We start from the raw sequence: 25,877 nt of genomic DNA, 5'->3' as shown, positions 1-25,877 counted from the left end.
ATCTAAAATAACCACAAGGTGGTGATATGCCATTGATTAAAGACGCCATTTCATCACTTTTGGGGAAAGATGAGGCTTGGAAATGGTCGGAACATTTGCATCCGGCATCATTCCGGGGTGTGCCATTTGCCGTAGTTTCAGGTGAAAGCGTTTTCGGCAGACGGCAAGCCGTGCATGAATATCCTTATCGTGATACGGCGTGGATTGAAGACCTTGGGCGCAGTAGCCGAAAAATCACCTTGCGCGGCTTTATTATCCAAGACAGTAAAGTTTATTCCGCGCCGGATGTGATCACTCAACGTAATAATTTGGTGGCAGCATGCGAAGAAGGGGTAAGCGGTACTCTGATTCACCCCACGCTTGGCGAGTTAACTGTCAGCGTCACTGAATCGGGCTTGCGTGTAAATGAAAGTGCGGATAATGGCCGGGTGTTTGAGTTCACTTTGACTGTGATTGAGTCTGGTCTCAAAGTCTTTGCTGTCACAAATAGCACCGCCGCAGACAGTAAAGTGAATGCTAATTGGCTCAGAACGGTCACAACGACAGCAGCTAAATTTATCGCCATGGTGAAAGGCGAGATCCGCACTGTCACACAAGCCGTGAAAACCATCAAACAGACCATTAATTTTTGGACAAACATGGTGCAATCGTCAATTGATGAAGTCACCAATCTTAGTGACATGTTGAATTCCACCTTTGGTAGCAAACGTTACGGCCGTTACAGCCGAGGCAAGATCGGCGGCTCTGTATCCGGGGCAACCGGCGTTGTACTACGAAACAATGACAGTGAAAACTATAAAAAGGTAGTCAATGAAAAAATGGCCGGGGCTGTGATGGGGCGAGAGGCAATATCAAAAGCCCTTTCGCAACTTAACGATGCTAATTCGATTGAGGGCTTGGCCAGTGGGGTGCAGTTAGTTATCAATGTGATCATTAACGCAACGGGCAGTACAGTAGAGAAAGTCCGGGTATTTGAAAATCTTGCCAGTTTTAAAAATACGCAATATCAGCAGAGCAGTGTAGACCGGAACGTAGCAGAAGCCACGACATTATTACTCGTTGTTCTGTCTGCTGGAGCAATGGCAAAAACAGCAAGTGAACTTATTCCGGCCAATCGTGATGAGGCGGCAACCATTCGGCGACGTGTTTGTGAGTCTCTTGATAACGCGATCATTAAAGCGGGTGATTTGGCGGCTGATGATGTTTTCCAATCATTAGTTCAGTTACGTTATGAGTTTGTCGAAAGTTTCTCACTGAAAGATGCAAAAGGGCGATTAACCCAGTTTAACTTACCCTCTGTATTGCCTGTACTGAATATTGCTAACCGAATCTATCAAGATGCGGGACGCAGTGATGAACTTGTGCAAGCGGTATCTCCTACTCACCCGGCATTTATGCCCGTTAAGTTTAAGGCGCTGAAACAGTGAAAAATGATGAGTTGTCATTAGTGATCGGCGGGCGCCGCATATTTGGTTGGGATAGTGTACGGGTGACGCGGGGTATTGAACGATTACCCTCCGATTTTGATTTGATGCTGATGGACTACTACCCCGGCAATGATGAGAAACAGCTTGTAGAACCCGGCGAAAAATGCGAAGTGTTCCTTGGGGATGATCGGGTAGTGACAGGATATATCGATAGCTGGAATCCGTCTATTTCCAAAAATAAACACGAAATCAAAGTAGCGGGACGGGGTAAATGTCAGGATTTAGTAGACTGCTCAGCGAAGTGGCCGAACAACGTTATCAGTCAGGCTACTCCGCTACAGATTGCTCAGAAACTGGCCCAATGGTACGACATTCAGGTGACCTCTGATGTTGATGATATGCCAACTGTCCCTCAGTTCACACTGAACTGGGGTGAATCCTCGCAAGAAGTCATTGATCGCGTTACCCGGTTTGCTGCTCTTCTTTACTACGACTTGCCCGATGGGAACTTAATCATGACGCGAGTAGGCACAGAACTGGCAGCGAGTGGGGTTGAGCAAGGGAAGAACGTCGAAACATCAGATTATAATAGTTCAATGAATGAACGGTTTTCTGAGTATACCGGCCTGTCTTTTGCTATTAGCGGACTCAATGAGACAAGTAATGATAGCGGTTATGATGTCGTCACGTTAGCAACAGCGAGTGATCCCGAAGCTAAAAAGATGCGTTATCGGAACTATGTCACCATCATAGAAAGCACACTCATATCAGCAAAGCGATCACAAGAGTCCATTGATTGGGAAATGAACCGACGCTACGGACGCTCAAAAGTGCTGAAAGTCACAATTGATAGCTGGCGGGATAGCGGCGGTAAATTATGGCAACCCAATACATTAATCCCAATTCATATGCCAATTTTTGGTCTTGAGAATGAACAGTGGTTGTTATCTGAAGTCACTTATACGCGTAACGGCGATAATGGCACACAAGCGCAATTAGTCTTAATGCCTCCAGCCGCTTTTGCTGTTCAACCATACGAATTTTACGCAATTTTGAGAGAGACGATCAGATGATGAATGATGCAATCAGAAAGTTATCTCGACGTGTCGAAATGATGCTAGGGCTTGGAAAAATCAAGACTTCACGTGATAGCGGAAACATTCAAGTTGTTCAGTATCAAACGCCGATTGAGGTCCGAGATAACACGGCCCGAATGGCTGAGTTTGGCTTCTCGTCTGCACTTCCAGCCGGGACAGATGTTGTAATTGGTTATCTTGGCGGGGATCGTTCAAGTGCTGTAGTGATTGCAAGCAACAATAAAAAATATCGGCATAGGAATTTAAATCCCGGCGAAGTGGTGCTTTATAACCAGTGGGGCTTACACATCTTACTAACCGAATCAGGGATCACGATAGAGGCAAAAGGCCAGCCCGTCACTGTGAATAATGCAACTCAGGTGACTATTAACGCGAGCGAGAGTGTGCTCTGCAATACGCCAATTTTAAAAGTGACTGGTGATATTATTGATAATTGCAACAGCAATGCTTCAACAATGAAACAGTTGCGTGATTCGTATAATAATCACACGCATAAAGTATCTGGTGTTGAGTCGGGTGGTTCAACAGTGACGAGTCAACAAACCGGGGAACCAGTGAAATGAGTGATATTACCTCTTATTGGGATGTGAATAAAATTCATGCTGACTGGCAGGCGGGGAACGGAGATTTGGTAATAGGCAACGATTTACAAACTGCAATGATTATCAGCTTATTCACAGACAGACAAGCCCGGCCTGATGATGAAATTGATGGAGTAGACCGGCGCGGCTGGTGGGGTGATATCGGTTCAGATTATCAAATCGGCTCTCGATTGTGGCTGATACGGCGCCAAAAACTCACTACCGCTGTAGCACTGAAAGCGGAAGACTATGCACGTGAGGCGCTACAGTGGATGTTAGACGATGGTGTTGTAGCTTCTGTAAATATCAATACTCAAATCGTTTATCCAAACCGGTTAAACATAGCCATTCGTTATCAGCGTCCCGGAAGAGAAAGCGAAGACCTGAGATTTTTCTGGGTATGGGAAAAAAATAATGCCATTTAAACGACAAACACTATCGGAATTACGGGAGCAGAACCGCAGTTTCTTACAGTCAGAACTCAATGAACCTGGTCCTTTGCTGAGATTCTCAAACATGGGTGTTCTTGCTGATATGGACGCGGGAATGTCTCATCTGCATTACGGCTATCTTGATTATATCGCACTGCAAACTACGCCCTTTACTGCCACAGATGAACATCTTGCGGGCTGGGGGGCAATGAAAAAAGTCTTTCGCAAACCGGCTAACGCGGCCATTTGCAATGATTATTTATTTACCGGTATTGAAGGGACAATTATTCCAGCCGGGACAATATTAAATCGTGGCGACGGTTATCAGTACAAAACGCTTTATGATGTCCGCATTGCACAAGATGGCGCTGCTAATGCATTAATAACGGCAATTTTGCCGGATATTTCTGATGATACAACGGGTGGGGGAAGTGCGGGTAATGCTGACGCAGGAACGACGTTGACACTCGATCAGAGTATTGCAGGTGTTGATGTTCATGGAAAAGCAGTGACGCCAATTATCGGCGGGGCTGACATTGAAGATGAATCTGATTTTCGCTCACGGATTTTGCTTGCGTATCAAGGGCTTTTGTCCGGTGGTTCTGATGATGACTATAGGCTTTGGGCGTTATCTGTGCCGGGTATTACCCGCGTCTGGATTCGTCGGAGAGCGATGGGGGCAGGTACTGTTGGCATCTATATCATGTGCGATAATAACGGCAAAGGCGGTTTCCCAACGGGTACGGATGGATTTTCCAGCTTAGAAAATTACGGAACGGCGGCAACAGGGGACCAAGCGAGAGTTGCTGATTATATTTACCCGTTGCAGCCAGTCACTGCATTAGTCTGGGTATGCTCCCCAATTCAGCGTAAAATTGATATCACAATCAACGGTATATCTTATGTTAGTCGTGATGTGACGAATGCCATAGCCGCCGCTATTGACAATGTATTTTTTGAAAGTGGTAACCCCGATGGGACCGGGCGAGTGCTTATTTCAGAGCTGCAATATGCGATTGCTGATGTGCCGGGAACTGCGGGGTTTGTTATCACATCCCCGACAAGTAACATTAAGCTCGGTACCGGGGAATTACCTCTTAGAGGGGAGGTTATCTATACATGAGTCGATATAGCGTAGAAGACTATACATCAGCATTAAACGGGCTATTGCCTGTTGGTTTGGCGTGGACTCGTCAGCATTCATCAGTCATGAGTGCCGTAGCAAAAGCAATTGCTCGCTCATATTATCGAAGTGATCGTGACGCATGGGGATTAATTGAAGGGGCTTTCCCGGCAACGGTAACTATCATGTTACCCGAATGGGAAAAATCGCTAGGGCTACCCGACGATTGCGGGATTGGGGAAGTTGATACTATCCCTTTAAGACAGAAAACCGTTGTTTCGCGATTACTGAGAGATGGCGGGCAGTCAAAAGAGTTTTTTATTAATCTGGCGGCAACGATGGGCTATACCATTACGATTACGGAATACCGACAAGCACGCGCGGGCCAGTCTCGTTGCTGTGATGCCTTGAACGGTGAAGATTGGCCTTTCGTATGGCGAATTAATGCCCCCAAAACTACCATCTTTTACGCTGTAGCCGGTGGGAGTTATTGCGGAGATCCGCTTCGCTCGTGGGGTAACAAACGGCTTGAATGTCAATTTAACCGTCTTTGTCCTTCACATACAATTCTGCAATTCGGTTACAGTAACTAAATAACCCTTTATTTATTATTTTCAAATCACATTTATTGTGAGGTTTTGTTATGCAAAAAATTGGTGATATTACAAATACTGCGGATAAGAATGGGGAATTTACTAACGGTAATGTTGCCGCTGGTATTGCACCGACAATATTAGATGCAGGATGGTTTAATACCGTTCAGCGTGAACTCATTAATGCAATATTGGGATCGGGGATTAAATTAGACAGTAAAAATGACAGTCAGCTTTTTGCTGCTATCAAAAAATTAATTGACAGCAGCGCAGTAGAAGTTCACGACGCTTCACTAACCCAAAAAGGCATAGTTCAACTTACCGATGTAACAGGGAGTAGCAATACACTTGCAGCCACTCAGAAGTTGATTACCGACGTCAACAACAACGCCAACACTCGCCTGGTAAAAAACCAAAACGGCGCCGACATCCCTGATAAAAGTGAGTTTGTGAAAAACCTCGGTTTGTCGGAAACGGTGACTAAGGCGAATAGTGCGGTATCTAAAACAGATGCAGATAGCACATATGCGCGGAAAAAATCACAAGACGATTTTACTTGCGGTAGTTTAAATGTTGTTGCTAATCATGAGTATCCCGGAATCAAATTAGAAAAAAAAGACGGTAGATACGTTCAAATTTATGCAAATCCCGACGAGCAAGACCCATTAACGATCTCATATAGAGACAAAAACGGCGATACAATCTATTACGCAAGTGTACAGAAGAAATCTGGCATTCTGGCAATGCTAGATGATATCAACGTTCCTGTTGGCGTCCCGCTTCCGTACCCCCATCGATATACGCCCGCAGGTTACTTAACATGCAACGGTCAGACATTCGATAAGTCTTTATACCCAAAGCTAGCAGAAGCTTATCCTGCCGGTAGAGTGCCTGATTTAAGGGGCGAGTTTATCCGGGGGTGGGATGATAGCCGAGGTGTTGATCCGGGGCGGGTGTGTGGAACGTGGCAGGGTGATGCAATGCAAAATATTACAGGCGGGTTTACAATCCGGCGTCACAAATCGTGGTCGCAGCTACAAAGCGTAACTGGCTGTTTTGATAGTAAATTTAACTCATCATCAGGGCTTGTAGCAAATCAATCATCCGGCGAACACGGCGAAGACGGCGTTACTTTTGACGCATCACGCGTAGCACGTACTGCAAACGAAACCCGCCCCCGCAACGTCGCATTTAATTACATAGTGAGAGCAGCATAATGACAGAACAAAAATACTCTTTAGAGCATGAAACAGCAGTGTTAGGTAAAGATGGTTTAGCCGAGAAAGCCGGTTGGATAAAGATTTACCACACTAATCAGATGACGAGGGAATTCACAGTTTCAGACATTGAATATGTGATGCTGGGTGTCAGTCTATCAGCCGGTGCTTATCCTGATGCTCCAAAGCTGCCCGATTCTCATGATGAAGCCGTTTGTCGCAGCGAAGATGGAAAGTGCTGGGAAACCGTCCCGGACTATCGCGGAAAGACAGCTTACGATACGTTGACTCGTGCACCAACTGAGATAACAGAAATCGGTGAATTGCCGGATACGCTGACCTTCAAGAAACCCGATACCGACTACGATAAATGGAACGGTAAAGAGTGGGTAGTTGATAAAGACCTTTTGAAGGCCAGTCAGATCGATGAAGCAAAGCAGCAACAAGCCACACTGTTACAACAAGCAAATGAAACACTCTCATTGCTACAAGACTCGGTTGACTTAGAAGTCGCTACAGACTCAGAGAAAGCCGCTTTGCTTGAGTGGAAGAAATACCGCGTTCTGCTCACTCGTGTAGATGTTAATCAAGCGCCTGATGTGATTTGGCCGGAAGTGCCGAAGTGAGGAAAATATAGCGAAAGGATATAGTGAACGAATAGTGAAATGTGATTTGTATCAACAAAAAAGCCACCTTGCGGTGGCCTTTTCTTTTCCCTAACTCACTGTTTTATCAGTGAATTTTATATGGTGCCCAGGGCGGGACTTGAACCCGCACAGCCTTACAGCCGAGGGATTTTAAATCCCTTGTGTCTACCGATTTCACCACCTGGGCTGAATTTGGAGGCGCGTCCCGGAGTCGAACCGAGGTTAACGGATTTGCAATCCGCTGCATGGCCACTCTGCCAACGCGCCTTACTTATTCAGCTATTAAGTTACCAATCATTTATCCTAACTAGTAACCTGGAGCGGGAAACGAGACTCGAACTCGCGACCCCAACCTTGGCAAGGTTGTGCTCTACCAACTGAGCTATTCCCGCACCGCTTCGAACCGACTGATTTACTTATTTGTTTTCGTAAATCTCATGTGCCGTTCGATGCGTTGCATTCTACTTACTTCACGTATCGAGTCAACACAATTATTGTTAGGATGTGTTTGTTCGATGTTTTTTACGTCACTTCGATCAAGCTTCCCGCAAATCAGACCACGCCGCGCTGACATATTGAAACATTGACCAAAATGTTATCGCTGTAGCAACGTAAAGTAATATGAATCCACCTAGTTCGAATTCAAAATTAGGACGCCATAATAAGGTAATTAATGCCGCCATCTGTGCTGTCGTTTTTACCTTACCCATCCAGGAAACGGCAACGTTACTGCGTTTTCCTAATTCAGCCATCCATTCTCTGAGAGAAGAGATGATAATTTCACGTGCTATCATTGTTGCAGCGGGGAGTGTTATCCACCATGTATGATAATGCTCGGAAACTAATACTAATGCGGTGGCAACCATGATTTTGTCAGCGACAGGATCAAGAAATGCGCCAAAGCGGGTTGTTTGCTTCCAAAGGCGGGCGAGAAAACCGTCAAACCAGTCTGTCGCCGCAGCGACAACAAAAATTATGGCACAGACCATCGGCGCCCAATTGAATGGCAAGTAAAATGCCAGTACAAAAAATGGGATCAGGGCGATACGGAACAGAGTGAGCCATGTTGGTATATTTAATTGCATAGTGCTTCTTAACTATCTGGCTATAGTGGAATTTATAAGTATGGTGCATCAATGCACCTAGTGTTTCAATGCATTATGAATTTTTTCTGCTAATGCATAGGAAATAGTCGGTACTTTTGCGATCTCTTCGACACTTGCGTTGCGTAAAGGCTGTAACCCCCCCATATATTTCAGTAACATTTGCCGGCGTTTTGGACCAACACCGGCAATAGATTCTAACGTACTGGTTTTTCTCACTTTATCTCTCCGCTGGCGGTGCCCCGTTATCGCATGGTTATGTGATTCGTCACGGATATGTTGAATCACATGCAGGGCAGGTGAGTCCGGTGGTAATGCTATACCTTCACCTTCTGCCGCGAAAAATAGTGTTTCAAGCCCGGCTTTGCGATCGCTTCCTTTGGCAACGCCTATCAACTGAGGGCGTGTTTTGTCCCATTCAACATCAAGAGACTGGAATACCTCTATTGCCTGAGCTAATTGCCCTTTTCCGCCATCAATGAAAATAATGTCGGGAATTTTTGATTCATCCCATGTCTTTCCGTATCGACGGCGCAATACTTGATTCATGGCAGCGTAATCATCACCGGGCGTAATGCCACTAATATTATAGCGCCGATATTCAGAACGTAGTGGGCCATTACTATCAAAGACAACACAAGATGCAACAGTTTGTTCCCCCATAGTGTGACTGATATCAAAACATTCCATTCTCTGAATTTTTGCCAACTTAACTAAATTAGCGAGAGATTCTAATCTTTGGTGAATGGTGGATTGTTGAGATAAGCGAGTAACTAAAGCTGTTGCTGCATTTGTCCGGGCGAGTTTCAGATAACGGGCCCTGTCTCCGCGAGGGCGGGTTTGAATATGAATTTTTCGACCGGATATTTCAGATAATGAATCAGATAAAATGTCTTTCTCTTGCAGAGCAAAATCCAGCAAAATTTCTGATGGCAAAGTCCGGTTTTGGCTGCCTTGTAAATAAAATTGACCAAGGAATGTCTGCACAATCTCGTCGGGTTTTGTCCCAGCCGGTATTTTAGGGTAATAACTTCGGCTCCCCAGTACTTTCCCCTGACGTATAAACAGGACATGCAGACAAGCTATGCCCGCTTCAAATGCAATGCTAATAACATCCAAATCGTCGTCTGTACCTGAAACAAATTGTCTCTCAGTGACCTGACGAACGGTTTGAATTTGATCGCGATATCTCGCAGCATCTTCAAATTTCAGTTGTTGGCTGGCTTCTTCCATTCGGCTAATCAATTTGGTTAAAACTTGCTGATCTTTGCCTGAAAGGAATAGGCGAATATAATCAACTTGCTGTTGATATTCTTCTTCACTTACCAGCCCATTAACGCAAGGCCCAAGACATCGGCCAATTTGATATTGAAGGCATGGTCGGGAGCGATTGCGGTAGATACTATCCTCACATTGCCGGATAGGAAAAAGTTTTTGCAGTAAGATTAATGATTCACGTACTGCATAAGAGCTTGGAAATGGGCCAAAGTATTCACCTTTAGCATGTTTAGCACCCCGATACATTGCCAGCCGTGGGTGTTTATCTGCGCTGAGAAAAATATAAGGATAAGATTTGTCATCTCGCAGTAAAACGTTATATCGGGGCTGATAAAGCTTGATGTAATTATGTTCCAATAGCAATGCTTCGGTTTCTGTATGTGTGACAGTCACATCTATTTGAGCAATGCTTCTGACCAGAGATTCGGTTTTACGGCTGGCGACCTGCGTACGAAAATAACTGGAAAGCCGCTTTTTTAAATCTTTAGCTTTACCGACATAAATAACCGTTCCCAAGGTGTCATACATACGATAAACACCAGGCTGACTGGTTACTGTTTTTAAAAATACTTTTGAATCAAATTGTTCCGTCACTGTTTAACAGACTCTCTGTGTCGAACAGCCCATAACGTATTGCCATATGTGTTAATTCTACATCACCGCCGATATTTAGTTTACTAAACATTCTATAGCGATAGCTATTGACGGTTTTTGGGCTGAGATTAAGTTGTTCAGAGATATCACTCACCTTTTGTCCCTTTGTGATCATCAGCATAATCTGTAATTCACGATCAGACAGGCAACTTAGTGGATTATCTGCCTGTGGGTTAATTTGGCTAAGGGCCATTTGCTGGGCAATATCGGGAGCGATATAGCGCTGTCCGGCATTAACCGTACGAATCGCATTGACCATATCCTGAGGAGTAGAGGCTTTACTGAGATACCCTCTGGCACCCGCCTGCATCATCTTCATTGGCAATGGATTTTCAGTATAGATAGTCAGCATAATTACCCGGACATCGGGATGATAACGCAGAATTCTTTTTGTTGTCTCCAGGCCACCGATGCCTGGCATATTCATATCCATTAACACGATATCTACTTTATTCGTCCGGCACCATTTTATCGCGTCTTCACCACAATTGACTTCTCCTGTAACTGTTATCCCTTTCACGTCATCAAGAATACGTTTTACACCAACCCTGACCAATTCATGATCATCGACTAACAAAACATTTATCAAAAAAGTGTCTCCAACTGGCCCTATGCTCATACATGAGCTTTCATTGATATTGCTTGTGAATTAAATTTGTTTCGGAAGAGTTAACTTCAGTAAGCTATTTTTTGATTTTTAGTAAAAATTATATAAAACAATAGAATAGATAAATTATCCCAAAAACTCATCAGGAATGTGAATATTATACTTATATCTCTCAAAGACAAAAGAGAATTATCTTATATGGCGATATACATTATTTATTTACAACAGGAGCATCCTGAATATTCTGATTATAATAGAATTAATAACTGCATAAATAGTTATAAAATAAATAAATTTAACAATAAGTTAACATTTGTTTTTGTAGATCTATTTGCCAGGTGTATAAAAATAGGGGGCAAATTATGTGGTATAATTATTATTTTCATGATGTAATTAATACTTAAGATAGGTAACGACTATGAGTAAAATTGATTTGACTTCATCTTCCGATACCGAAGTTCTGGCAACAGAAGTGACATGTTTAAAAATGTTGTTGGCTTTGGTTCTTAAAACGATGGGGCAAGCTAATGCCGGGAAAGTTATACTGAATGTAGAGCGTGCTATTGCAGAAATGGAAGATAAAAAACAGGCTAAGGTATTTGAAAATACCGTTCAGCAGATAAAAGCGTTATATCGGCAGTAAAATAGGTTTCAGGGGCTGATGTTATTGCCCCTGTACATTTTCCTTTTGGCATATGTGAAAATGCTAAACGTTTATTTTCATAAGTATTAATTCTATGTGAAAGATATTGGTTATATTCTATATGGATATGAAATATAAGAATTTTTATTGCTTTTTATCATTGTTTTCGTTTGGTTAAATAACTCATAGTAATTAACAGTATATAGAGTATACTGAATGTAGTAGTCTGGTTTGGTATGTAAATATAGGAGGGTGCGTATGTACAAAACTATTTTAGTACCAGTAGATATTTCAGAAGATGAATTAACGAGTAAAGCCGTTAAGCATGCCCTGTCTTTAGCTAAAGAAACGGGTGCGAAGCTCCATATACTTCATGTATTGCCAATCTCATCGGCGATTGTTAATGCATATTCATTAGGATATGAGGAAATTAAGGATAAAGCGACAATTAAAGCAGAAGATGATTTAAGAATGCTGCTTGATACGATGGCTCTTCCTGATGATAAGCTATCCTATTCCATTGCATTTGGTTCGCCAAGAGACGAAATAACAGAAACTGCTACAGAAATTAATGCTGATCTTATTGTTATTGGCTCAAGGAGGCCTAATATCACAACGCATTTATTAGGATCTAATGCAGCAGGAGTTGTCAAATACTCGAAAATATCTGTTTTGGTTATCAGGTAAGATAGCTGAAGCTTAAAGCCTATCCCAGATAGGTATCGTTGTTGAAAACGGTTCTTGTGAATAAACCGCTAATATGGACAGTGGATAATTGGATAAGCCATCGCAGGATGGCTTACCATTAGCTAAAGCTGTTTTAGTAAATCTTGATCTGGCTTCATTTTCATTGAGATTGCATGTGTCTGTGTAGAATTAACGAATTATACAGTAATTTGTTTGATTTAGTTAAACAACTCACAGCAAATGATGGAATATTTCATATACTCATTGAAGTAGTTCGGTTTGGTATATAAATATAGGAGTGTATATGTACAAAACTATTTTAGTACCGGTGGAAATTTCAGAAGATGAATTGACCGATAAAGCGATTGCACATGCGGAGTATTTGGCTAAATTGTCTGGTGCCAATATACATCTTTTTCATTCCATTCCTGATATCTCAAGATTTTCAGTTAGTTATAGTTATCATTATGATCTGATCAACTCTTTTGCCAAGAAATCTATTGCAAGGTCAGAAGAAGAACTGGCAAAAGTTGCTGAAAGAATAGACTTGCCAAAAGAGCGAGTCTCTTTCTCCGTCGCTTTTGGATCACCAAGGGACAAAGTATTATCAACAGCAAATGAGGTTGAAGCCGATTTAATTATCATTGGTTCCAGGCGACCTAATATTTCGACTCATTTATTAGGTTCAAACGCTTCAGGAATTGTCGGGTATGCAAATATTTCAGTTTTGGTAGTCAGATGAGTTATTTATTTAGTAATGAAAAAGCTATCTTTTATATCGTACCCATTGTTTAATATATATTAAGCTATTAAATACTTATGTGATAATCCGGTGTCTATATTCTGCACCGGATTTTTATATTTTAAAAATAATGTTGAGCTTATTCTGGAGATAATTGATTTTAAATGATCCATATTTTATCGAAAAGTTGATCCAGTACGGCAAATTCTGCATTGAATATTGTGCTTAAAGTGAATTTAGTATAAATATATCTAATCAATCAGCAGCTTATGCGGTTATGCTAAAAATAAGCGTGATTTTCATTTATTAGCTATAGTTAATTCCAGCAAGGTGACTCTATTCGATAACAGGGTGAGGATAAAATATGTTAAAAAAATTAACGGCTGAATTGCTTGGAACGTTCGTTCTGGTTTTTGGGGGATGCGGTAGTGCTGTATTAGCTGCTGGATTTCCTGAATTAGGTATTGGTTTTGTCGGTGTCGCTTTAGCATCTGGTTTAACCATTGTGGCGATGGTGTACGCAGTAGGGCATATTTCTGGTGGACATTTTAATCCTGCGGTGACAATTGGCCTTTGGGTGGGAGGGCGTTTTAGGGCCGCAGAAATTATTCCTTATGTTATTTCTCAAGTTATAGGCGGTATTCTTGCGGCGGCTGTGTTGTATGTTATTGCCAGTGGGCAGGCTGGTTTTGATGTGACAGCCAGTGGTTTTGCATCTAATGGTTATGGTGAGCATTCACCTGGTGGATTTTCACTTCAGTCAGCTATTGTTGCTGAAGTCGTTTTGACGGCTATTTTCCTGATTGTCATTATTGGTGTAACAGATAAACGAGCCTATGCGGGTTTTGCGCCATTAGCAATAGGTTTGGCGTTAACTTTAATTCACTTGGTCAGTATTCCTGTTACAAACACCTCAGTTAACCCTGCGAGAAGCACCGCTGTTGCTATATTCCAGAATACCTGGGCTTTAGAGCAGTTATGGCTATTCTGGGTTATGCCGATTATTGGCGGGATTGTGGGCGGTGTAATTTACAGGTTACTGCTTGCTGAAAAACAATGATTTTTACCGATGGAGTTACTTTGTTTTAAGGCCACGCGATAGCGTGGTCTTTTTCATACTGTTTCCAAATATATTGCCAGGATTGCAAATCGGATTTATTTGTCAGCAAGTGCCAGATCCCATTCTTCGTCATGTTAGATAGTCTTTCGTTTTAAAAGGAGTATTTAAGAAGAAATGCAAATAAACAATGTTTGTCTTATAGGTCGATTATGAGGCAATATAAAAGGGAGAGATCAAAATGATATTTTAAATAAATAGGGTATGTCATTGAAACAGAAAGTTAATTTTTGGGCGATTTATATTGGGTGTTTCAGTTTAATTGTTCCATCATCTTCTTTTGCTGCTCCGGCTACATTTGAGCAAGCTAAAACTGAACTGCGTAACCATATCTATCATGATCAATTTAAATCAAAGGCGGGAACATTGTATTGTGGCTGCCATTGGCAATGGACGGGGAAGAGTGGTGGGCGCGTCAATCTGTCTTCGTGTGGTTATCAAGTCAGGTCACAACAAAATTGGGACCGGGCCGAACGGATTGAATGGGAACATATTGTTCCTGCCTGGGTTTTTGGACATCAGCGGCAGTGTTGGCAAAAGGGAGGCAGGAAAAATTGTGTATCCTCAGATCCGGTTTTCAGGGCAATGGAATCTGATATGCATAATTTGTCTCCATCCATTGGCGAGGTTAACGGTGATCGCAGTAATTTCAGTTATGGAATGTTACCAAAGAATGAGCCGAATGATTATGGCGCTTGTACCAGTAAAGTCGATGCTAAATCTCGCACGTTCGAGCCGCGGGACGCAGTAAAAGGGCAAATTGCCCGGATCAATTTTTATATGCACGATCGTTATAATCTTTCTATGTCACGTCAGCAGCAGCAGTTATTCATGGCCTGGGATCGTCAATATCCACCAAATCAATGGGAACGGGAGAGAGATAACCGAATTGCCGGCATTATGGGGCATCATAATCCTTTTGTTACCGGTGAACGGAAATGGGAATTGTGGCATAAGAATTCAGCTATCGGTGTTTCACCAGCAGAGCAGAGAAAGGGGCAGGTGAAGAATAATCAAACAGATACCCAGAAAAAACGGGTGTCATCTGATTCGTCACATACAGGATTAATCAAAGGTAATAACAATAGCAAAATTTATCATTTCTCCCATTGTTCAGGATATAAGGCGATTTTGGAGAAGAATACTGTTTATTTTCAAACAGAAGTTGAAGCAAAAAATGCCGGCTTCCGATTGGCTGGAAACTGTAAGAGTACTTAACAACCCAGATAATTAATTATTGCTCTGTTGCCAACGCCGTTGAGGTTTTTTGCAAGATCCCTCACGGCGTGATCCTTAGTCTGTTTTTCTGATTATTCGGCGTCTTTGCCTTCATCGTCTAATTCAGATTAAATTTTTTATAATTAATGATTATCTTGGAAAAGTCATTGAATATAATGCCATTATATTCTCGCAGTATCTTACTAAAGTTATTCATTTTTTGTTTTTTTATATCAATCCGGTAAATTATAATTTTAATAAAATTTTCTTAAGTAAATATAACCAGTGTTATATTTAAATCTTTTTATTTTATTCTTGGTGATCTTTATTTTTTGATAAATTATGGCTTGCGTTAAAAATAATTATTAATATTATACCTGTAGTGAGTTATATTTTATATTGTGTGATGATGGTTATAATTAAATTTACATACTTGTTGATATAGCATAATAAATTAAATATCAGATTGTTTAACATGCATTTATAGTGAGAATGATTTACATCAATCTTACTATTTGTAACATCATCATTTAAATATATTTTATCAGATTTAGGTGTAGCTTGTTATTTCTGTCAGAGGTTAATTGCTTGCAAAATTTGTGGTTATCCACATTTCATATCAGTCCAAAAGAGGATTGTGCGGTAGCTATTGCCTATTTGATTGAAGTGACCAGCCAGAAAAGATTCATGAAACTCGTTAATGTATGACACAGAATTTAGGATGTTATTATGGGAATTAATGAATATTTGAGTGATCTTGATGAGAGTGAAAAAGATGAATTTTATCATCTGATATCAAAATATAACCGGAGTAAGAATCGATCGCTTATAAGGCGGGAAAGATTAGAAGAGCTGTTTCCATTATCTTTACCGCAGAATAGGTTATGGTTACTCAGTCAATTAGAGAAAGCGCTCAATTATATCATTAATCATCATGAATCTTTGCGTACAATCCTTGATTTAATAAACAAACTGTAGATCGTCAGCTGAATTATTATTTTGCAGGCAATGGCAGATAAGATTGCCCAGCCAGTTAAAGATATTGATATTCTGCCGGCAGAGGAAAGAGATCTATTGATAAATCAATGGAATGACCTGGCTGATGATTATCCGTCAGCGGGTTGTCTCCATGAACTCTTTGAGCGACAGGTTACCAAGACACCAGATGCATCTGCGCTGATATTTAATGATCATGCCCTGAGTTATGCTGAACTTAATCGTCGGGCTAACCAACTGGCACATCGGCTGATTGCCGAAGGCGTTGTACCGGATAGCCGGGTGGTGATTTGTGTTGACCGGACACCATTAATGGTTATCGGTTTGCTGGTAATTCTAAAAGCCGGTGGCTGCTATGTTCCTCTGGATCCTGATTATCCCCAGGAGCGGTTGCACTTTATTCTGGCGGATGCGTCCCCGATATTGGTATTGCATGATAATGCCGGCCAGAAGGTACTGACAGCCGCACAAGAAAATGGCTTGCTGACATTGGAACTGACCCGAACATTGCCGGAACAGGCTCCGCAAGTCACAGGATTAACACCACGCCATCTGGCTTATGTGATTTATACCTCGGGTTCAACGGGCCAGCCGAAAGGGGTGATGATAGAACATCATTCTGCTGTGCGAAAATTACCGGTATTGCGTGACGTGCTGGCAATTAATGCCGATAGCCGATTGTTGCAATTTTGTAATTTCTCTTTTGACGTCTCGGTATCGAAATTTTTCTGTCCGCTTATCAGCGGTACCGGTGTGCACTTGCTTGAGAGCCATGCCAGACAGGAACTGATGCAGTTCTGGTCACTGTGTGACCGGCAGGGGATCACTCATGTATCGTTGCCGTTCCAGTACTGGAATAAGTTGATTGAGACCGGGTTTCCTGATGCAACGTCAAGCCTGAAATGTGTCTGTATTGGTGGTGAGAAAATTTCAGCTAAAGCGATTAATGCCTGGCTGGAAAGCAGCGCAAAACAGATCAAATTGGTGAACTATTATGGGCCGACGGAAACCACTATTACCGCCACCTGACAGTGCAGAGTTTGTTTCTGATAACTATATTGCACCTGCTAATACCATTGAAAAAATAATCGCTAAAATTTGGATGAAAATCATCGGTACTCCACAAGTGGGAAGAAATGACAATTTCTTTAATTTAGGAGGGGATTCCATTCTGAGTATCAGAATGAATAGCCAGATTCGTCATGTTTTTAATATGCATGTTGATAACTCGACTGTGTTTAATAATCCGACTTTAGCGGGATTTGCTGCGGTGATTGCTGAACAATTGGCGAAAGGGGAGTAATGCAGATGTAATTGCATTTGTTCAACTTGTAAGAAGAACTTGCCGTTGAGGTTTTTTTCCTTTGTGAAGTAGATAATTGCTAAAATAGCCGGAAGATCTTTCCGGCTTTATTCAGTGTGACCTTCATTAACTTATTGTGTGATTTTCCCTTGTTAGCGCAAGCGTTCGCTGGCGAGATGATAAACATCACTCCGTTCGCGTTTACCCACGGCAACAACGATAATGATCAGGCAGTCATCAATAACTTCATACACCAGACGAAAACCCGAAGCGCGTAACTTAATTTTGTAACAGTTAGGCATTACCCGAAGTTTTGCTGATGGTATGTGCGGGTTATCACAGCACTTTTTGAGTTTTTTGGCGAACTGCTGCTGTATTGCCTTATCTAACCTCTCCCATTCTTTCGCTGCTTCCTCCTTGAACTTTACGCGGTAGTTCATAGATACTTATCCAGATCCACGTCCACTAATGGTTGGTGTTGGCGCTCTTTGACGAGGCGTGATAATTCCTGATCGTCCAAGGCATCAAGCAGCTTTTCGTACAATTCAGCCGGAACACAGTAAAAGGCAGGTTGATTGCGGTTTAGGATAGCGACGGGGTAACCGCCACCTTCCCCCACGGTAGCCATTGGATTTTTCTTTAACTCACTGATGCTTGCGCTCGTGTCGCTTAGAATAACGTTTGCCATACATCCTCTCAATAAGACTGGTTAACAAGTCTCATCGTAGGCAGAAAAAGACCTGTTAACAAGTCTTTTTTTACGTGTGATTTCTTTTCAACTTGCGATTAATGGTTAATAATTTTCGATTAAATGCCATTAACTATTATTTTGAAAAGCTGCATTTATTAAGTTAAATCTGTCCTTGATATAAAAGCTTTAATACTTTGGTATTCTCGCTTTTAAATGATTAGGTAGGTTAGGTAAATGTAAAATAAGTGGAGCATAGAATCGTGGATAAATGACTTAAACAAGGCAGGGTAAACAAAATAAATCATACCTCTTTCCGGGCTGAGACGGTCCAGAACTCCGATTCACCCCAGGTGAACAGCCTGCCCGCCCACGCCACTTTTCCTTCTTCCGTGCATATTTCCCGCGGGGTTCCCTGATGATCACTGACCACATAATGCAGCTGCCCCTGTTCATAACGCGCCGAGGGGGTCAGTTTTCTCGGTTCATACAGCCAGTGAATGCTGTGCTCATATCCCACCGTGCCGTCTGCATACACCGGCGTCTCTTCTATCAGCTGGTCACCACTCCACAGGTAATCGTAACCCATAATCGCCGTCGGTTTCAGTTCCAGATCCGGTAACCCGTCAAGCCACCGTTTCAGGCTAGTGGCCTCCAGCGTGCTGTCCACTTCCTTGCGTTTACTGATACGCCGGCCAAAGGCATCATAGCGATAACGCCAGCGGGTCCCTTCCGGGGTGATAAATTCAGTCAGCTGGTTATGCGCATCCCAGTGGTAACAGAACGTCCTTGACCGGTAACCGTATTTATGCATGGTTTTTTCCACCCGCCGGCCATTTTCATCATATAGGTCTCGCCGGTGGCGTTCGTCACCGCGGTCAGGCGGGTCAGTTTGTCGTAGGCAAAGGTGAGGGCGGTCCCATCCGGGTGGGTAACGCAGCTCAACAGGTCAAAGGCGTCATAGGTATACCGGGCAAGGTGTTTGGCACCAGATGGCCTGGGTTGATTTTTCTGCAATGACATCACGCCCCCTTATTTTTCATGAGGATATTCAACGCACAGACCCTCGGTCCGGCGGTTTTTTGCGTGTAGTCAAAATCATCAAGGGGTTAAAGAGACCCCTTTGGGGAAAAACATTAAGCCAATGAAGTTGCTAGCAGTCTGTTGCTGATAGTCTTGTTGATAACCTGCATTGAACAGGTAACCTGGGCTGCTATACCATCGGTTACCAAAGAGAGAGTCACGACAAATAATGCGTAGTTTTATCTGTTTAATATCTCATCGGTAAAATATAACAAAAAATTGACTGCGTCTTGTTTGTTTGGTTGGCTAATGTCCGATCAATTTCAAAAATGTGATGCATGTCACGAAATTTTTTGTGCAGTGCGGCTGTAACGGAATCAGCGCTGTTTTGTTAAAAATATCAAGCCCCTTCATGATTAATCAATGGTCTTATCAACGTCTGTCGTCAGCGTTTCAAGACTAACAGGCGATAGTGGGATGCGAGGGGATGGTATTGCCCAATGCTTGATATCGTGGAGAATGGCGGAACAGATTTTTCCCTGACAAGCCCCCATGCCGCACCGTGTTGCCATTTTTGCACTATGCCAATCCTGAAATGGTTCAAGTTCTTTTAAACGCACGTCTTCACAACGGCAGATCAAGGTATCGGGTGGAAGTACCTGTGTGATCTCTTCATTCAATTTAAACGCCTGTGCCGCCGCTGTTGCAAAACGCCGCCATGTTATCCGTTTCTGCCGCCATTTTTCAGCTAATGCGTATTCACCACTTGCGGCAAACCCGGCAATAAATCCTTCACAAAGTGCAAGCTCACTGCCGCCAATACCGGTGCATTCTCCTGCGGCATAGACATCAGGTATCGTCGTTTGTTGCCATGCATCTGCCTGAATATTTCCTTGTTCATCCAGCAAGCAACCAAGCAATTGCGCCAATTCCGTATTGGGCCTTAAACCAAAACCGCAAGCCAAACGCGTACAGGATAATTTCTGCTGCTGCCCTTTATCGCTGATATACACGCCAGTTAACCTTCCTTCTGCTGAGGTTTCCACTCCCAACACCATACTGTTTTTGTAATAATTTTTAAGTGGCATGAGAGTGGTGGCTTGATGCAATTTTTCTGACCAACGGATCAGTTGTAAGCCAAACCAAAATAAGCGGTGCAAAGGTGCCTGTTCAATGATGCCAACCACGTTCCCGCCCGCTTTTTTCACCGTTTCTGCAACTGCAAGCAAAAGCGGACCGCTACCCGCAATCACAACACGCTCATCGGTCATGGGCAGGCCATTTTTTATCAACGCCTGTAATCCCCCAGCTCCCGTGACACCCGGTAATGTCCATCCAGGAAAAGGAAGTAATTTTTCTTTGGCTCCGGTACAAAGAATGATGCGTTGGTAGTGAATAATTTGGTGCTTACCGGCCGCTTCAGCAATCACGCATTGGTTGTCTACTGCAACCACTTTACAACCTGGTAAATAGATTAATGCATCTGCTGATAGCACCGATAAATAACGTTTTGCCATCGGTGGTAATGCATGAGATGGCCCTTTACGCCAAATTTGTCCGCCTGCACTGGGATTGTCATCAATCAGGATCACGGATTGCTGTCCCTGTACGGCGGCCTGTGCGGTAGCCAATCCCGCAGGCCCTGCGCCAACAATCAGTACATCACAGTGCAGTACCATAGAAGATGATGATGTTGCCATATTCAGATCCTCTCAACTTTCATATCAGTTTCACAAACTGTCTGGCACGCTACACGACGGCGACCATTAATCATCAAACGGCATTCCTGGCAGATCCCCATACCACAGAAAGGCACTCTCAATTGATGTGATACAGACATACGGCAATGCTCATCACCGGTATAAGCCAGTGCCGCTGCAACCGTGATCCCCGCAGGAACTGTGATCATTTCGCCATCAATAAACAATGCAATAAATGGTGGTTTTTTGAGTGTCATGGCAACCTCTTTTGACGGGCCATAGGGGTAAAACGAGCAGGTTGGTAAGGTGATGGATCAATCTCTGTTTTTCTATTCAGCATCAATGCAGAGATGATTCTGGCGCTGCCCGGTGCTGTCGTCACCCCTAATCCTTCATGGCCTACAGCCAGCCATAGCCAGTCATAATCGGGATGTTGTCCCAATAACGGTAAGCCATCCGGAGTCGCAGCACGAAAGCCGGACCAGCAACGTAAGATGTTCATCTGACCAAGTTGAGGTAAAAAATGGAGTGCGCGTTGGAGCATAGAACGGAGTAGGGCAAGATCAATCGTGGGTTTTTCGTTATGAAACTGGCGTGAAGATCCAATTAAGAGCTGACCCGTAGGGCGGGCCTGGACGTTAAAAGCGGTTGACGTACCATCCGGGGCATGCGCACTGGCGCTATACCCTAATTCCACCAATTGATGTGTGATGCAGGTAGGGTAACGATCTGTAATCGCCAATTGCCCTTTTTTAGGGACAATAGGTAATTCAGGTAACAGATGTGTGCTCCACAGCCCATTTGCCAACAATATTCTCGGTGCGCAATATTTTGTTCCATCACGCAACACAACGGTTTGAGGTTCTAAGGCGTGTACTTGCCCTTTAATGAACTGAATCTTTTCATTACCGGCAGCAAGAAACCAGTGTACGACATTCGGTGCATAGATAATCCCATCCCCTGGAACACACAAACCACCCGCGATTCCAGCCCTCACCATAGGTTCCATTTGGTGAATCTGTGTCGCTGTCATCGGAATATTCTCAATGCCATAGGTGGCAAGACGTGCGCTTTTTTCCTCAGCAAGTTTCATTTCATCTTCTGCATCCGCCAGCCAAAGCGTACCGCATCCACGCCATGCACAGTTTTCTGGCATATACGGGGTTAATGTTCGCCATATATCTAATGAATAACTACTCAATGCCAATTCAGCAGGATTATCGTCCATACACACCAGATGGCCCATTCCTGCCTGTGTCGCTCCTTTACCGCCATCATCAATCACAGCAACGCTTAAACCATCCTGTACCAGTTGATAAGCACACGCGGCTCCAACGATACCCGCGCCAACGATGATGATGTCCGATATTTGAGGTGGGGTCATACGCGGATCCCCCAGACGAAAGGATCGTCCTTCGCAATGATTAATTGGTTATCGCCGTAAACATGTGCTGTTCCTCGGATCACCGGGGCAATTTTCTGACCAACCCATTGATATTGGGCTTCAAAAACACTCCCAATAATGCTGGACTGTCGCCAAATCTCACCAGGCTGCAATTTTCCATCCGCCGCCAGGCAGGCTAATTTAGCACTCGTTCCTGTGCCACACGGTGAACGGTCATAGGCTTTCCCCGGACATAGCACAAAATTGCGGTTGTCAGCATCGTTATCAGGAGCAAACAATTCAATATGGTCGATACACTCGCCATTTTCCCCCGTGATCCCTGCTTGTTCCAGTGCCTGCCTAACGGCCCAACTGTATTGCGTGAGTTTATCGATATGGCGGGTGGTTAACGAATAACCATGCTGACTGATCAGAAAAAACCAGTTTCCTCCCCAGGCAATATCCCCGTTAACATCACCCACACCAGGCACATGCACGGTGACATTTTTCTGATAACGGTAAGAGAGGACATTATGAACAGACACTGCTCCATCCTCGTGGAGCATGGCCTCCACAAGGCCCACAGGCGTCTCAATTTTATACTTGCCAGGTCTCAACCAGCCCAGATGATGGAGAGAGGCAATAAGGCCCATGGTGCCATGACCACACATGCCCAAATACCCTGCGTTATTAAAGAAGATAACACCTATATCTGCTTCAGGTGCAGCGGGCGGACACAAGAGTGCGCCTACTAACACTTCATTCCCTTTGGGTTCAAGAATGAGAGCCTTGCGCCAGTGATCAAATTCGGCTTTAAAGCGTTGCTGCTGTTTGGCGACAGTTCCTTTGCCAAGAGATGGAAATCCCTCTATTACGGTGCGCGTGGGTTCTCCACCTGTGTGTGAATCAATGACGCGAATAATCTGATACTCATTTTTCTCTGCCATAAGGCCACCAAATTAACGTATTTTTAACAAATGGTGGCGTACTATTTCCCTTGCCGCTTGATGCATTTCATACCGCAACATGCCGAAATCAGCACAATGAAAAAATCACTGAATTATCATTTAAACACCATGAAAAATAATGATTTAAAAATTAAATGGATAAATAAGAACGATCGGAATAACTTTCTGTGATAATTATCACATGAACACAAAATAGTTCTTTTAAACATTGCGGATAAGTTGAATCTGATATTTATTTTGATCTTTTTAATCAAGATAAATAACCAAATACACGCGTTAAAAATCTTATTCTAATGATAATAGACTGGAGATGTTGATGATGAATATAGCCCATGACAGCCTATACCTGCACAATGAAAAAAACGGCATTGGTACAAGTGACCATGATGTTTGTAATATTGAGTTTTTATCAACACTGTGTAGTGGGCTTGTTAATCACAAACCCAGTCACCTGCAAGATATTCTCAATGCGGTTGCTTTAATTACACCATTGCTGAATGCGATTCCCAGTGTGGTTTTCTTTATCAAAGATACCAAAGCACGTTACCTGATTGCGAATCTTACGCTGGCTACACGCTGCGGATTTAAATCGATCTCTTCGCTACTGGGTAAAACTTCCTCCGAGATCTTTCCTGCTCAGATGGGTAGTTGTTACACCGAACAAGATTTACGTGTATTACACCAAGGGGTAATTATCCAAAACCAACTGGAGCTCCATTTTTATCATGGACGCAAAACAGGTTGGTGCATGACATATAAATTGCCGTTGTATAATCAACATAATCAAATTATTGGTATGGCGGGAATTTCTCATGATCTGATGGAAGTTAAGGAAAACCATCCCGTGTACCAAAAACTGGCTATCGTTGATGATTATATTCGTGAACATTTTGATCGAACAATTCGTCTCGAAGAGCTGACGAATCTAACACATCTCTCGGTTGCTCAATTGGAACGTTACTGTAAACGCATTTTTCACCTGACGCCCCGGCAGATGATCCACAAAATCAGAATTGAAAAAGCGTCTGAATTGCTGGCGACAGAACTACCTATTACAGATGTTGCCTTGCAATGTGGTTATACTGATCACAGCGCATTTACCCGGCAATTTAAGGCGTTAACTGGAATCACGCCCAGTAATTTTCGCCAGTCAATGGGCAGGAGTCATTTGCCACTTGCCTGATATATCCATCCTTTTGTGGTCCAATTTGTCGTTTTACTACCACGACATTGGGTTAATTCATTTATTAAATAAATGTGCTTTTATAATCATCTTTAGATATTAATGGTCATTTTTAATCATGAAAATAAATTTAATTAATTGATTTATAGATTGTATTTTTTTGTTTGGTTTGTCTTAGTCGTAAATAATTATAAATATTCATTTGGTATAATGACGGATATGTATATACCGGTGTGCATAAACTATATTAAATAAAGCTTTATTTGTTTATGGTTGCTGAAAAATAGGAGGAAAAATCATTTCCGTTGGGGTTTATACTGAAGCTCAACAGTAATCACACGCCGCTTCCGCAAAATCCCTCAGCTTTAAGTTTGTTATTCCTATTATGCTGATTTCGTCATTGTTCACTGCGAAAAGTGACAAGCTTCTTTTTGGCGAAATAGCCATCATTCAGTCAAAACCAATGAGTCACATTTTATTAACAAAATAAAAACAATTTGCATGTCAAATATCAATCAAAGGATAAGACTATGAGCAAGAAAAAGGTTAACTGGCATGGTGTTTTCCCGGCAGTAACAACCCAATTTAACCCCGATTTTTCCATTAATTTGGATGACACTCATAAAGTGATGACAAACCTGATTAAAGATGGGGTTTCCGGTTTAGTTGTCAATGGCTCCGTGGGGGAAAACACTTCCTTGTCCATGGAGGAAAAGCGCGCTATCGTTGAACTCGCGGTGGATGTGACTGCTGGGAAAGTTCCTGTTCTTTCGGGTATTGCAGAACTGACCACCGACAATGCGTGCAAAATGGTCTCTGAATGCCGCCAGGCAGGTGCGAATGGGGTGATGGTTATGCCACCACTGATTTATACGCCAACACTTAAAGAAAGCAGGGCATATTTCCGTACCATTGCCGCCTCTACTGATTTGCCCATCATGCTATATAACAACCCCCTGCTGTATAAAAATGACATTACGCCAAAAATTCTGACATCTCTGGCCGATTGCGAAAATATCGTTGCGTTTAAAGATTCATCAGGCAATACCCGACCTTTTAGTGATATTCCCAATGAAGCAGGTGATCGCTTCATTCTTTTTGCTGGTTTGGATGACGTCGTTTTAGAGTCAGTCGCCGTGGGCGCAGAAGGTTGGATTTCAGGTATGTCGAATGCCTTTCCACGGGAAGGAGAGACCTTATTCCGTCTGGCTAAACAGAAACGTTATGAAGAAGCCAGGGAGTTATATCGCTGGTTTATGCCTTTGCTGCATCTGGATTTCCGTCCTGATTTGGTGCAATGCATCAAACTGTGTGAAGAAATGGTTGGCCGTGGCAGCGCGATTACCCGCCCACCCCGTTTACCACTTGAGGGGGAAATATTGGCTGAAATACGCGCCATTGTAGAAAAAGCCCTCGCAAATCGTCCTTCATTGCCTGATGTCGGTCTCTGAATGCCATTTTAGGCTG

At 43.0% G+C, this 25,877-nt stretch carries 29 protein-coding genes and 3 tRNA genes; 18 read left to right on the top strand and 14 right to left on the bottom strand.

The genetic code is table 11. The features are described from left to right. Window positions 1-26 precede the first annotated feature (26 nt). Genes PTE_RS14385 through PTE_RS14350 form a run of 8 tightly spaced genes read left to right on the top strand, consistent with a single transcriptional unit; the run spans window position 27 to window position 7,095 of the window. Window positions 27-1,427, top strand: coding sequence for a DNA circularization protein (locus PTE_RS14385; RefSeq protein ID WP_036847748.1), 1,401 nt, complete (start codon window positions 27-29; stop codon window positions 1,425-1,427). Beyond that, complete coding sequence (locus PTE_RS14380; protein WP_245219053.1) at window positions 1,424-2,500, top strand: phage baseplate assembly protein; 1,077 nt, start codon at window positions 1,424-1,426, stop codon at window positions 2,498-2,500. The genes PTE_RS14385 and PTE_RS14380 overlap by 4 nt, the downstream gene beginning before the upstream one ends. Then, window positions 2,500-3,087 carry a phage baseplate assembly protein domain-containing protein gene (locus tag PTE_RS14375; protein WP_036848395.1) on the top strand — a complete coding sequence of 196 codons (588 nt, stop codon included), beginning with the start codon at window positions 2,500-2,502 and terminating at the stop codon, window positions 3,085-3,087. The genes PTE_RS14380 and PTE_RS14375 overlap by 1 nt, the downstream gene beginning before the upstream one ends. Beyond that, complete coding sequence (locus PTE_RS14370) at window positions 3,084-3,530, top strand: phage GP46 family protein (RefSeq protein ID WP_036847745.1); 447 nt, start codon at window positions 3,084-3,086, stop codon at window positions 3,528-3,530. The genes PTE_RS14375 and PTE_RS14370 overlap by 4 nt, the downstream gene beginning before the upstream one ends. After that, window positions 3,520-4,659, top strand: coding sequence for a baseplate J/gp47 family protein (locus PTE_RS14365; RefSeq protein ID WP_036847742.1), 1,140 nt, complete (start codon window positions 3,520-3,522; stop codon window positions 4,657-4,659). The genes PTE_RS14370 and PTE_RS14365 overlap by 11 nt, the downstream gene beginning before the upstream one ends. Beyond that, on the top strand, window positions 4,656-5,252 hold the full coding sequence (locus PTE_RS14360; protein WP_036847739.1) for a YmfQ family protein: 597 nt from the start codon (window positions 4,656-4,658) through the stop codon (window positions 5,250-5,252). Before PTE_RS14365 ends, PTE_RS14360 begins: the two co-directional genes overlap by 4 nt. A gap of 50 nt (window positions 5,253-5,302) precedes the next feature. Then, complete coding sequence (locus PTE_RS27295) at window positions 5,303-6,469, top strand: phage tail protein (RefSeq protein ID WP_051477411.1); 1,167 nt, start codon at window positions 5,303-5,305, stop codon at window positions 6,467-6,469. Next, complete coding sequence (locus PTE_RS14350; RefSeq protein WP_036847736.1) at window positions 6,469-7,095, top strand: tail fiber assembly protein; 627 nt, start codon at window positions 6,469-6,471, stop codon at window positions 7,093-7,095. The genes PTE_RS27295 and PTE_RS14350 overlap by 1 nt, the downstream gene beginning before the upstream one ends. A gap of 121 nt (window positions 7,096-7,216) precedes the next feature. Here PTE_RS14350 and PTE_RS14345 read toward each other — a convergent pair. From PTE_RS14345 to uvrY, 6 genes are all read right to left on the bottom strand, one after another. Next, window positions 7,217-7,303: transfer RNA gene (locus tag PTE_RS14345), tRNA-Leu, on the bottom strand. Between the two features lie 6 nt (window positions 7,304-7,309). Further along, window positions 7,310-7,383, bottom strand: a tRNA-Cys gene (locus tag PTE_RS14340). Between the two features lie 49 nt (window positions 7,384-7,432). Then, window positions 7,433-7,508: transfer RNA gene (locus PTE_RS14335), tRNA-Gly, on the bottom strand. 144 nt (window positions 7,509-7,652) lie between these two features. Next, window positions 7,653-8,201 carry a CDP-diacylglycerol--glycerol-3-phosphate 3-phosphatidyltransferase gene (gene pgsA / locus PTE_RS14330; protein WP_036847733.1) on the bottom strand — a complete coding sequence of 183 codons (549 nt, stop codon included), beginning with the start codon at window positions 8,199-8,201 and terminating at the stop codon, window positions 7,653-7,655. A gap of 57 nt (window positions 8,202-8,258) precedes the next feature. After that, window positions 8,259-10,091 carry an excinuclease ABC subunit UvrC gene (gene uvrC / locus PTE_RS14325; RefSeq protein ID WP_036847730.1) on the bottom strand — a complete coding sequence of 611 codons (1,833 nt, stop codon included), beginning with the start codon at window positions 10,089-10,091 and terminating at the stop codon, window positions 8,259-8,261. Next, window positions 10,075-10,740, bottom strand: coding sequence for a UvrY/SirA/GacA family response regulator transcription factor (gene uvrY, locus PTE_RS14320; protein WP_036848389.1), 666 nt, complete (start codon window positions 10,738-10,740; stop codon window positions 10,075-10,077). The genes uvrC and uvrY overlap by 17 nt, the downstream gene beginning before the upstream one ends. 436 nt (window positions 10,741-11,176) lie before the next feature. Between uvrY and PTE_RS14310 the strand changes: the two genes are divergently transcribed. The 8 genes from PTE_RS14310 to PTE_RS14275 all read left to right on the top strand — a co-directional run bounded on the left by PTE_RS14310 (window position 11,177) and on the right by PTE_RS14275 (window position 17,464). Continuing rightward, on the top strand, window positions 11,177-11,401 hold the full coding sequence (locus tag PTE_RS14310; protein ID WP_036847726.1) for a DUF2594 family protein: 225 nt from the start codon (window positions 11,177-11,179) through the stop codon (window positions 11,399-11,401). A 258-nt stretch (window positions 11,402-11,659) separates the two neighbouring features. After that, entirely contained in the window at window positions 11,660-12,088 is a 429-nt protein-coding gene (locus PTE_RS14305) for a universal stress protein (RefSeq protein ID WP_036847723.1), read from the top strand. A 304-nt stretch (window positions 12,089-12,392) separates the two neighbouring features. Beyond that, window positions 12,393-12,830: a universal stress protein gene (locus PTE_RS14300; protein WP_036847721.1), complete on the top strand. Its 438-nt coding sequence runs from the start codon at window positions 12,393-12,395 to the stop codon at window positions 12,828-12,830. Between the two features lie 364 nt (window positions 12,831-13,194). Then, window positions 13,195-13,890, top strand: coding sequence for an aquaporin Z (gene aqpZ / locus PTE_RS14295; RefSeq protein WP_036847718.1), 696 nt, complete (start codon window positions 13,195-13,197; stop codon window positions 13,888-13,890). A gap of 267 nt (window positions 13,891-14,157) precedes the next feature. After that, window positions 14,158-15,165, top strand: a complete 1,008-nt coding sequence (locus PTE_RS14290) for an endonuclease (protein ID WP_036848387.1) — start codon at window positions 14,158-14,160, stop codon at window positions 15,163-15,165. Window positions 15,166-15,894: 729 nt separating this feature from the next. After that, on the top strand, window positions 15,895-16,143 hold the full coding sequence (locus tag PTE_RS14285; protein WP_036847716.1) for a hypothetical protein: 249 nt from the start codon (window positions 15,895-15,897) through the stop codon (window positions 16,141-16,143). A 30-nt stretch (window positions 16,144-16,173) separates the two neighbouring features. Further along, window positions 16,174-17,190 (top strand): AMP-binding protein, encoded by a 1,017-nt coding sequence (locus tag PTE_RS14280; protein WP_036847713.1) that lies wholly within the window; start codon window positions 16,174-16,176, stop codon window positions 17,188-17,190. Beyond that, the gene (locus tag PTE_RS14275; protein WP_051477410.1) at window positions 17,156-17,464 is read left to right on the top strand and encodes a phosphopantetheine-binding protein; all 309 of its coding nucleotides are present in this window, start codon (window positions 17,156-17,158) and stop codon (window positions 17,462-17,464) included. Before PTE_RS14280 ends, PTE_RS14275 begins: the two co-directional genes overlap by 35 nt. A gap of 152 nt (window positions 17,465-17,616) precedes the next feature. On the opposite strand, the gene PTE_RS14270 is transcribed toward PTE_RS14275, so the two are convergent. From PTE_RS14270 to PTE_RS14240, 8 genes are all read right to left on the bottom strand, one after another. Further along, the gene (locus tag PTE_RS14270; protein ID WP_036847710.1) at window positions 17,617-17,904 is read right to left on the bottom strand and encodes a type II toxin-antitoxin system RelE family toxin; all 288 of its coding nucleotides are present in this window, start codon (window positions 17,902-17,904) and stop codon (window positions 17,617-17,619) included. Then, the gene (locus PTE_RS14265; protein ID WP_036847707.1) at window positions 17,901-18,152 is read right to left on the bottom strand and encodes a type II toxin-antitoxin system Phd/YefM family antitoxin; all 252 of its coding nucleotides are present in this window, start codon (window positions 18,150-18,152) and stop codon (window positions 17,901-17,903) included. The genes PTE_RS14270 and PTE_RS14265 overlap by 4 nt, the downstream gene beginning before the upstream one ends. Window positions 18,153-18,456: 304 nt before the next feature. Further along, on the bottom strand, window positions 18,457-18,966 hold the full coding sequence (locus tag PTE_RS23845; RefSeq protein ID WP_051477409.1) for an RHS domain-containing protein: 510 nt from the start codon (window positions 18,964-18,966) through the stop codon (window positions 18,457-18,459). Continuing rightward, window positions 18,903-19,175 (bottom strand): RHS repeat domain-containing protein, encoded by a 273-nt coding sequence (locus PTE_RS23840; RefSeq protein WP_071992985.1) that lies wholly within the window; start codon window positions 19,173-19,175, stop codon window positions 18,903-18,905. The genes PTE_RS23845 and PTE_RS23840 overlap by 64 nt, the downstream gene beginning before the upstream one ends. Window positions 19,176-19,591: 416 nt before the next feature. Beyond that, window positions 19,592-20,875 (bottom strand): FAD-dependent oxidoreductase, encoded by a 1,284-nt coding sequence (locus PTE_RS14255; RefSeq protein WP_081738233.1) that lies wholly within the window; start codon window positions 20,873-20,875, stop codon window positions 19,592-19,594. Window positions 20,876-20,877: 2 nt separating this feature from the next. Next, a complete protein-coding gene (locus PTE_RS14250) occupies window positions 20,878-21,132 on the bottom strand; it encodes a (2Fe-2S)-binding protein (RefSeq protein ID WP_036847704.1) in 255 nt (84 codons plus the stop codon). Next, the gene (locus tag PTE_RS14245) at window positions 21,129-22,259 is read right to left on the bottom strand and encodes an NAD(P)/FAD-dependent oxidoreductase (protein ID WP_036847701.1); all 1,131 of its coding nucleotides are present in this window, start codon (window positions 22,257-22,259) and stop codon (window positions 21,129-21,131) included. Before PTE_RS14245 ends, PTE_RS14250 begins: the two co-directional genes overlap by 4 nt. Next, window positions 22,256-23,206, bottom strand: a complete 951-nt coding sequence (locus PTE_RS14240; protein WP_036847698.1) for a 4-hydroxyproline epimerase — start codon at window positions 23,204-23,206, stop codon at window positions 22,256-22,258. The genes PTE_RS14245 and PTE_RS14240 overlap by 4 nt, the downstream gene beginning before the upstream one ends. A gap of 340 nt (window positions 23,207-23,546) precedes the next feature. Between PTE_RS14240 and PTE_RS14235 the strand changes: the two genes are divergently transcribed. Next, complete coding sequence (locus PTE_RS14235) at window positions 23,547-24,410, top strand: AraC family transcriptional regulator (protein ID WP_036848377.1); 864 nt, start codon at window positions 23,547-23,549, stop codon at window positions 24,408-24,410. A 530-nt stretch (window positions 24,411-24,940) separates the two neighbouring features. Next, window positions 24,941-25,861, top strand: a complete 921-nt coding sequence (locus PTE_RS14230; protein WP_036847696.1) for a dihydrodipicolinate synthase family protein — start codon at window positions 24,941-24,943, stop codon at window positions 25,859-25,861. Window positions 25,862-25,877 lie beyond the last annotated feature (16 nt).

It is taken from the genome of Photorhabdus khanii NC19 (genome assembly GCF_000517265.1).
In the GTDB taxonomy this organism is placed as follows: Bacteria; Pseudomonadota; Gammaproteobacteria; order Enterobacterales; family Enterobacteriaceae; genus Photorhabdus; species Photorhabdus khanii.
Note: the sequence above shows the minus strand (reverse complement) of the source record. Positions and strands in the feature narration are given on the sequence as shown.

Bases quoted from the DNA above. Each gene is read 5' to 3' on its own strand.
- PTE_RS14265 (WP_036847707.1), bottom strand. From the start codon at position 18,152: ATGGCAAACGTTATTCTAAGCGACACGAGCGCAAGCATCAGTGAGTTA.
- PTE_RS14280 (WP_036847713.1), top strand. From the start codon at position 16,174: ATGGCAGATAAGATTGCCCAGCCAGTTAAAGATATTGATATTCTGCCG.
- PTE_RS14270 (WP_036847710.1), bottom strand. From the start codon at position 17,904: ATGAACTACCGCGTAAAGTTCAAGGAGGAAGCAGCGAAAGAATGGGAG.
- PTE_RS14285 (WP_036847716.1), top strand. From the start codon at position 15,895: ATGGGAATTAATGAATATTTGAGTGATCTTGATGAGAGTGAAAAAGAT.
- PTE_RS14300 (WP_036847721.1), top strand. From the start codon at position 12,393: ATGTACAAAACTATTTTAGTACCGGTGGAAATTTCAGAAGATGAATTG.
- PTE_RS27295 (WP_051477411.1), top strand. From the start codon at position 5,303: ATGCAAAAAATTGGTGATATTACAAATACTGCGGATAAGAATGGGGAA.
- PTE_RS14255 (WP_081738233.1), bottom strand. From the start codon at position 20,875: ATGGCAACATCATCATCTTCTATGGTACTGCACTGTGATGTACTGATT.
- PTE_RS14310 (WP_036847726.1), top strand. From the start codon at position 11,177: ATGAGTAAAATTGATTTGACTTCATCTTCCGATACCGAAGTTCTGGCA.
- PTE_RS23840 (WP_071992985.1), bottom strand. From the start codon at position 19,175: ATGTCATTGCAGAAAAATCAACCCAGGCCATCTGGTGCCAAACACCTT.
- PTE_RS14370 (WP_036847745.1), top strand. From the start codon at position 3,084: ATGAGTGATATTACCTCTTATTGGGATGTGAATAAAATTCATGCTGAC.
- PTE_RS14365 (WP_036847742.1), top strand. From the start codon at position 3,520: ATGCCATTTAAACGACAAACACTATCGGAATTACGGGAGCAGAACCGC.
- PTE_RS23845 (WP_051477409.1), bottom strand. From the start codon at position 18,966: ATGCATAAATACGGTTACCGGTCAAGGACGTTCTGTTACCACTGGGAT.
- PTE_RS14240 (WP_036847698.1), bottom strand. From the start codon at position 23,206: ATGGCAGAGAAAAATGAGTATCAGATTATTCGCGTCATTGATTCACAC.
- PTE_RS14235 (WP_036848377.1), top strand. From the start codon at position 23,547: ATGAATATAGCCCATGACAGCCTATACCTGCACAATGAAAAAAACGGC.
- PTE_RS14305 (WP_036847723.1), top strand. From the start codon at position 11,660: ATGTACAAAACTATTTTAGTACCAGTAGATATTTCAGAAGATGAATTA.
- PTE_RS14275 (WP_051477410.1), top strand. From the start codon at position 17,156: ATGGGCCGACGGAAACCACTATTACCGCCACCTGACAGTGCAGAGTTT.
- PTE_RS14350 (WP_036847736.1), top strand. From the start codon at position 6,469: ATGACAGAACAAAAATACTCTTTAGAGCATGAAACAGCAGTGTTAGGT.
- PTE_RS14230 (WP_036847696.1), top strand. From the start codon at position 24,941: ATGAGCAAGAAAAAGGTTAACTGGCATGGTGTTTTCCCGGCAGTAACA.
- aqpZ (WP_036847718.1), top strand. From the start codon at position 13,195: ATGTTAAAAAAATTAACGGCTGAATTGCTTGGAACGTTCGTTCTGGTT.
- PTE_RS14375 (WP_036848395.1), top strand. From the start codon at position 2,500: ATGAATGATGCAATCAGAAAGTTATCTCGACGTGTCGAAATGATGCTA.
- PTE_RS14245 (WP_036847701.1), bottom strand. From the start codon at position 22,259: ATGACCCCACCTCAAATATCGGACATCATCATCGTTGGCGCGGGTATC.
- PTE_RS14385 (WP_036847748.1), top strand. From the start codon at position 27: ATGCCATTGATTAAAGACGCCATTTCATCACTTTTGGGGAAAGATGAG.
- pgsA (WP_036847733.1), bottom strand. From the start codon at position 8,201: ATGCAATTAAATATACCAACATGGCTCACTCTGTTCCGTATCGCCCTG.
- PTE_RS14250 (WP_036847704.1), bottom strand. From the start codon at position 21,132: ATGACACTCAAAAAACCACCATTTATTGCATTGTTTATTGATGGCGAA.
- PTE_RS14360 (WP_036847739.1), top strand. From the start codon at position 4,656: ATGAGTCGATATAGCGTAGAAGACTATACATCAGCATTAAACGGGCTA.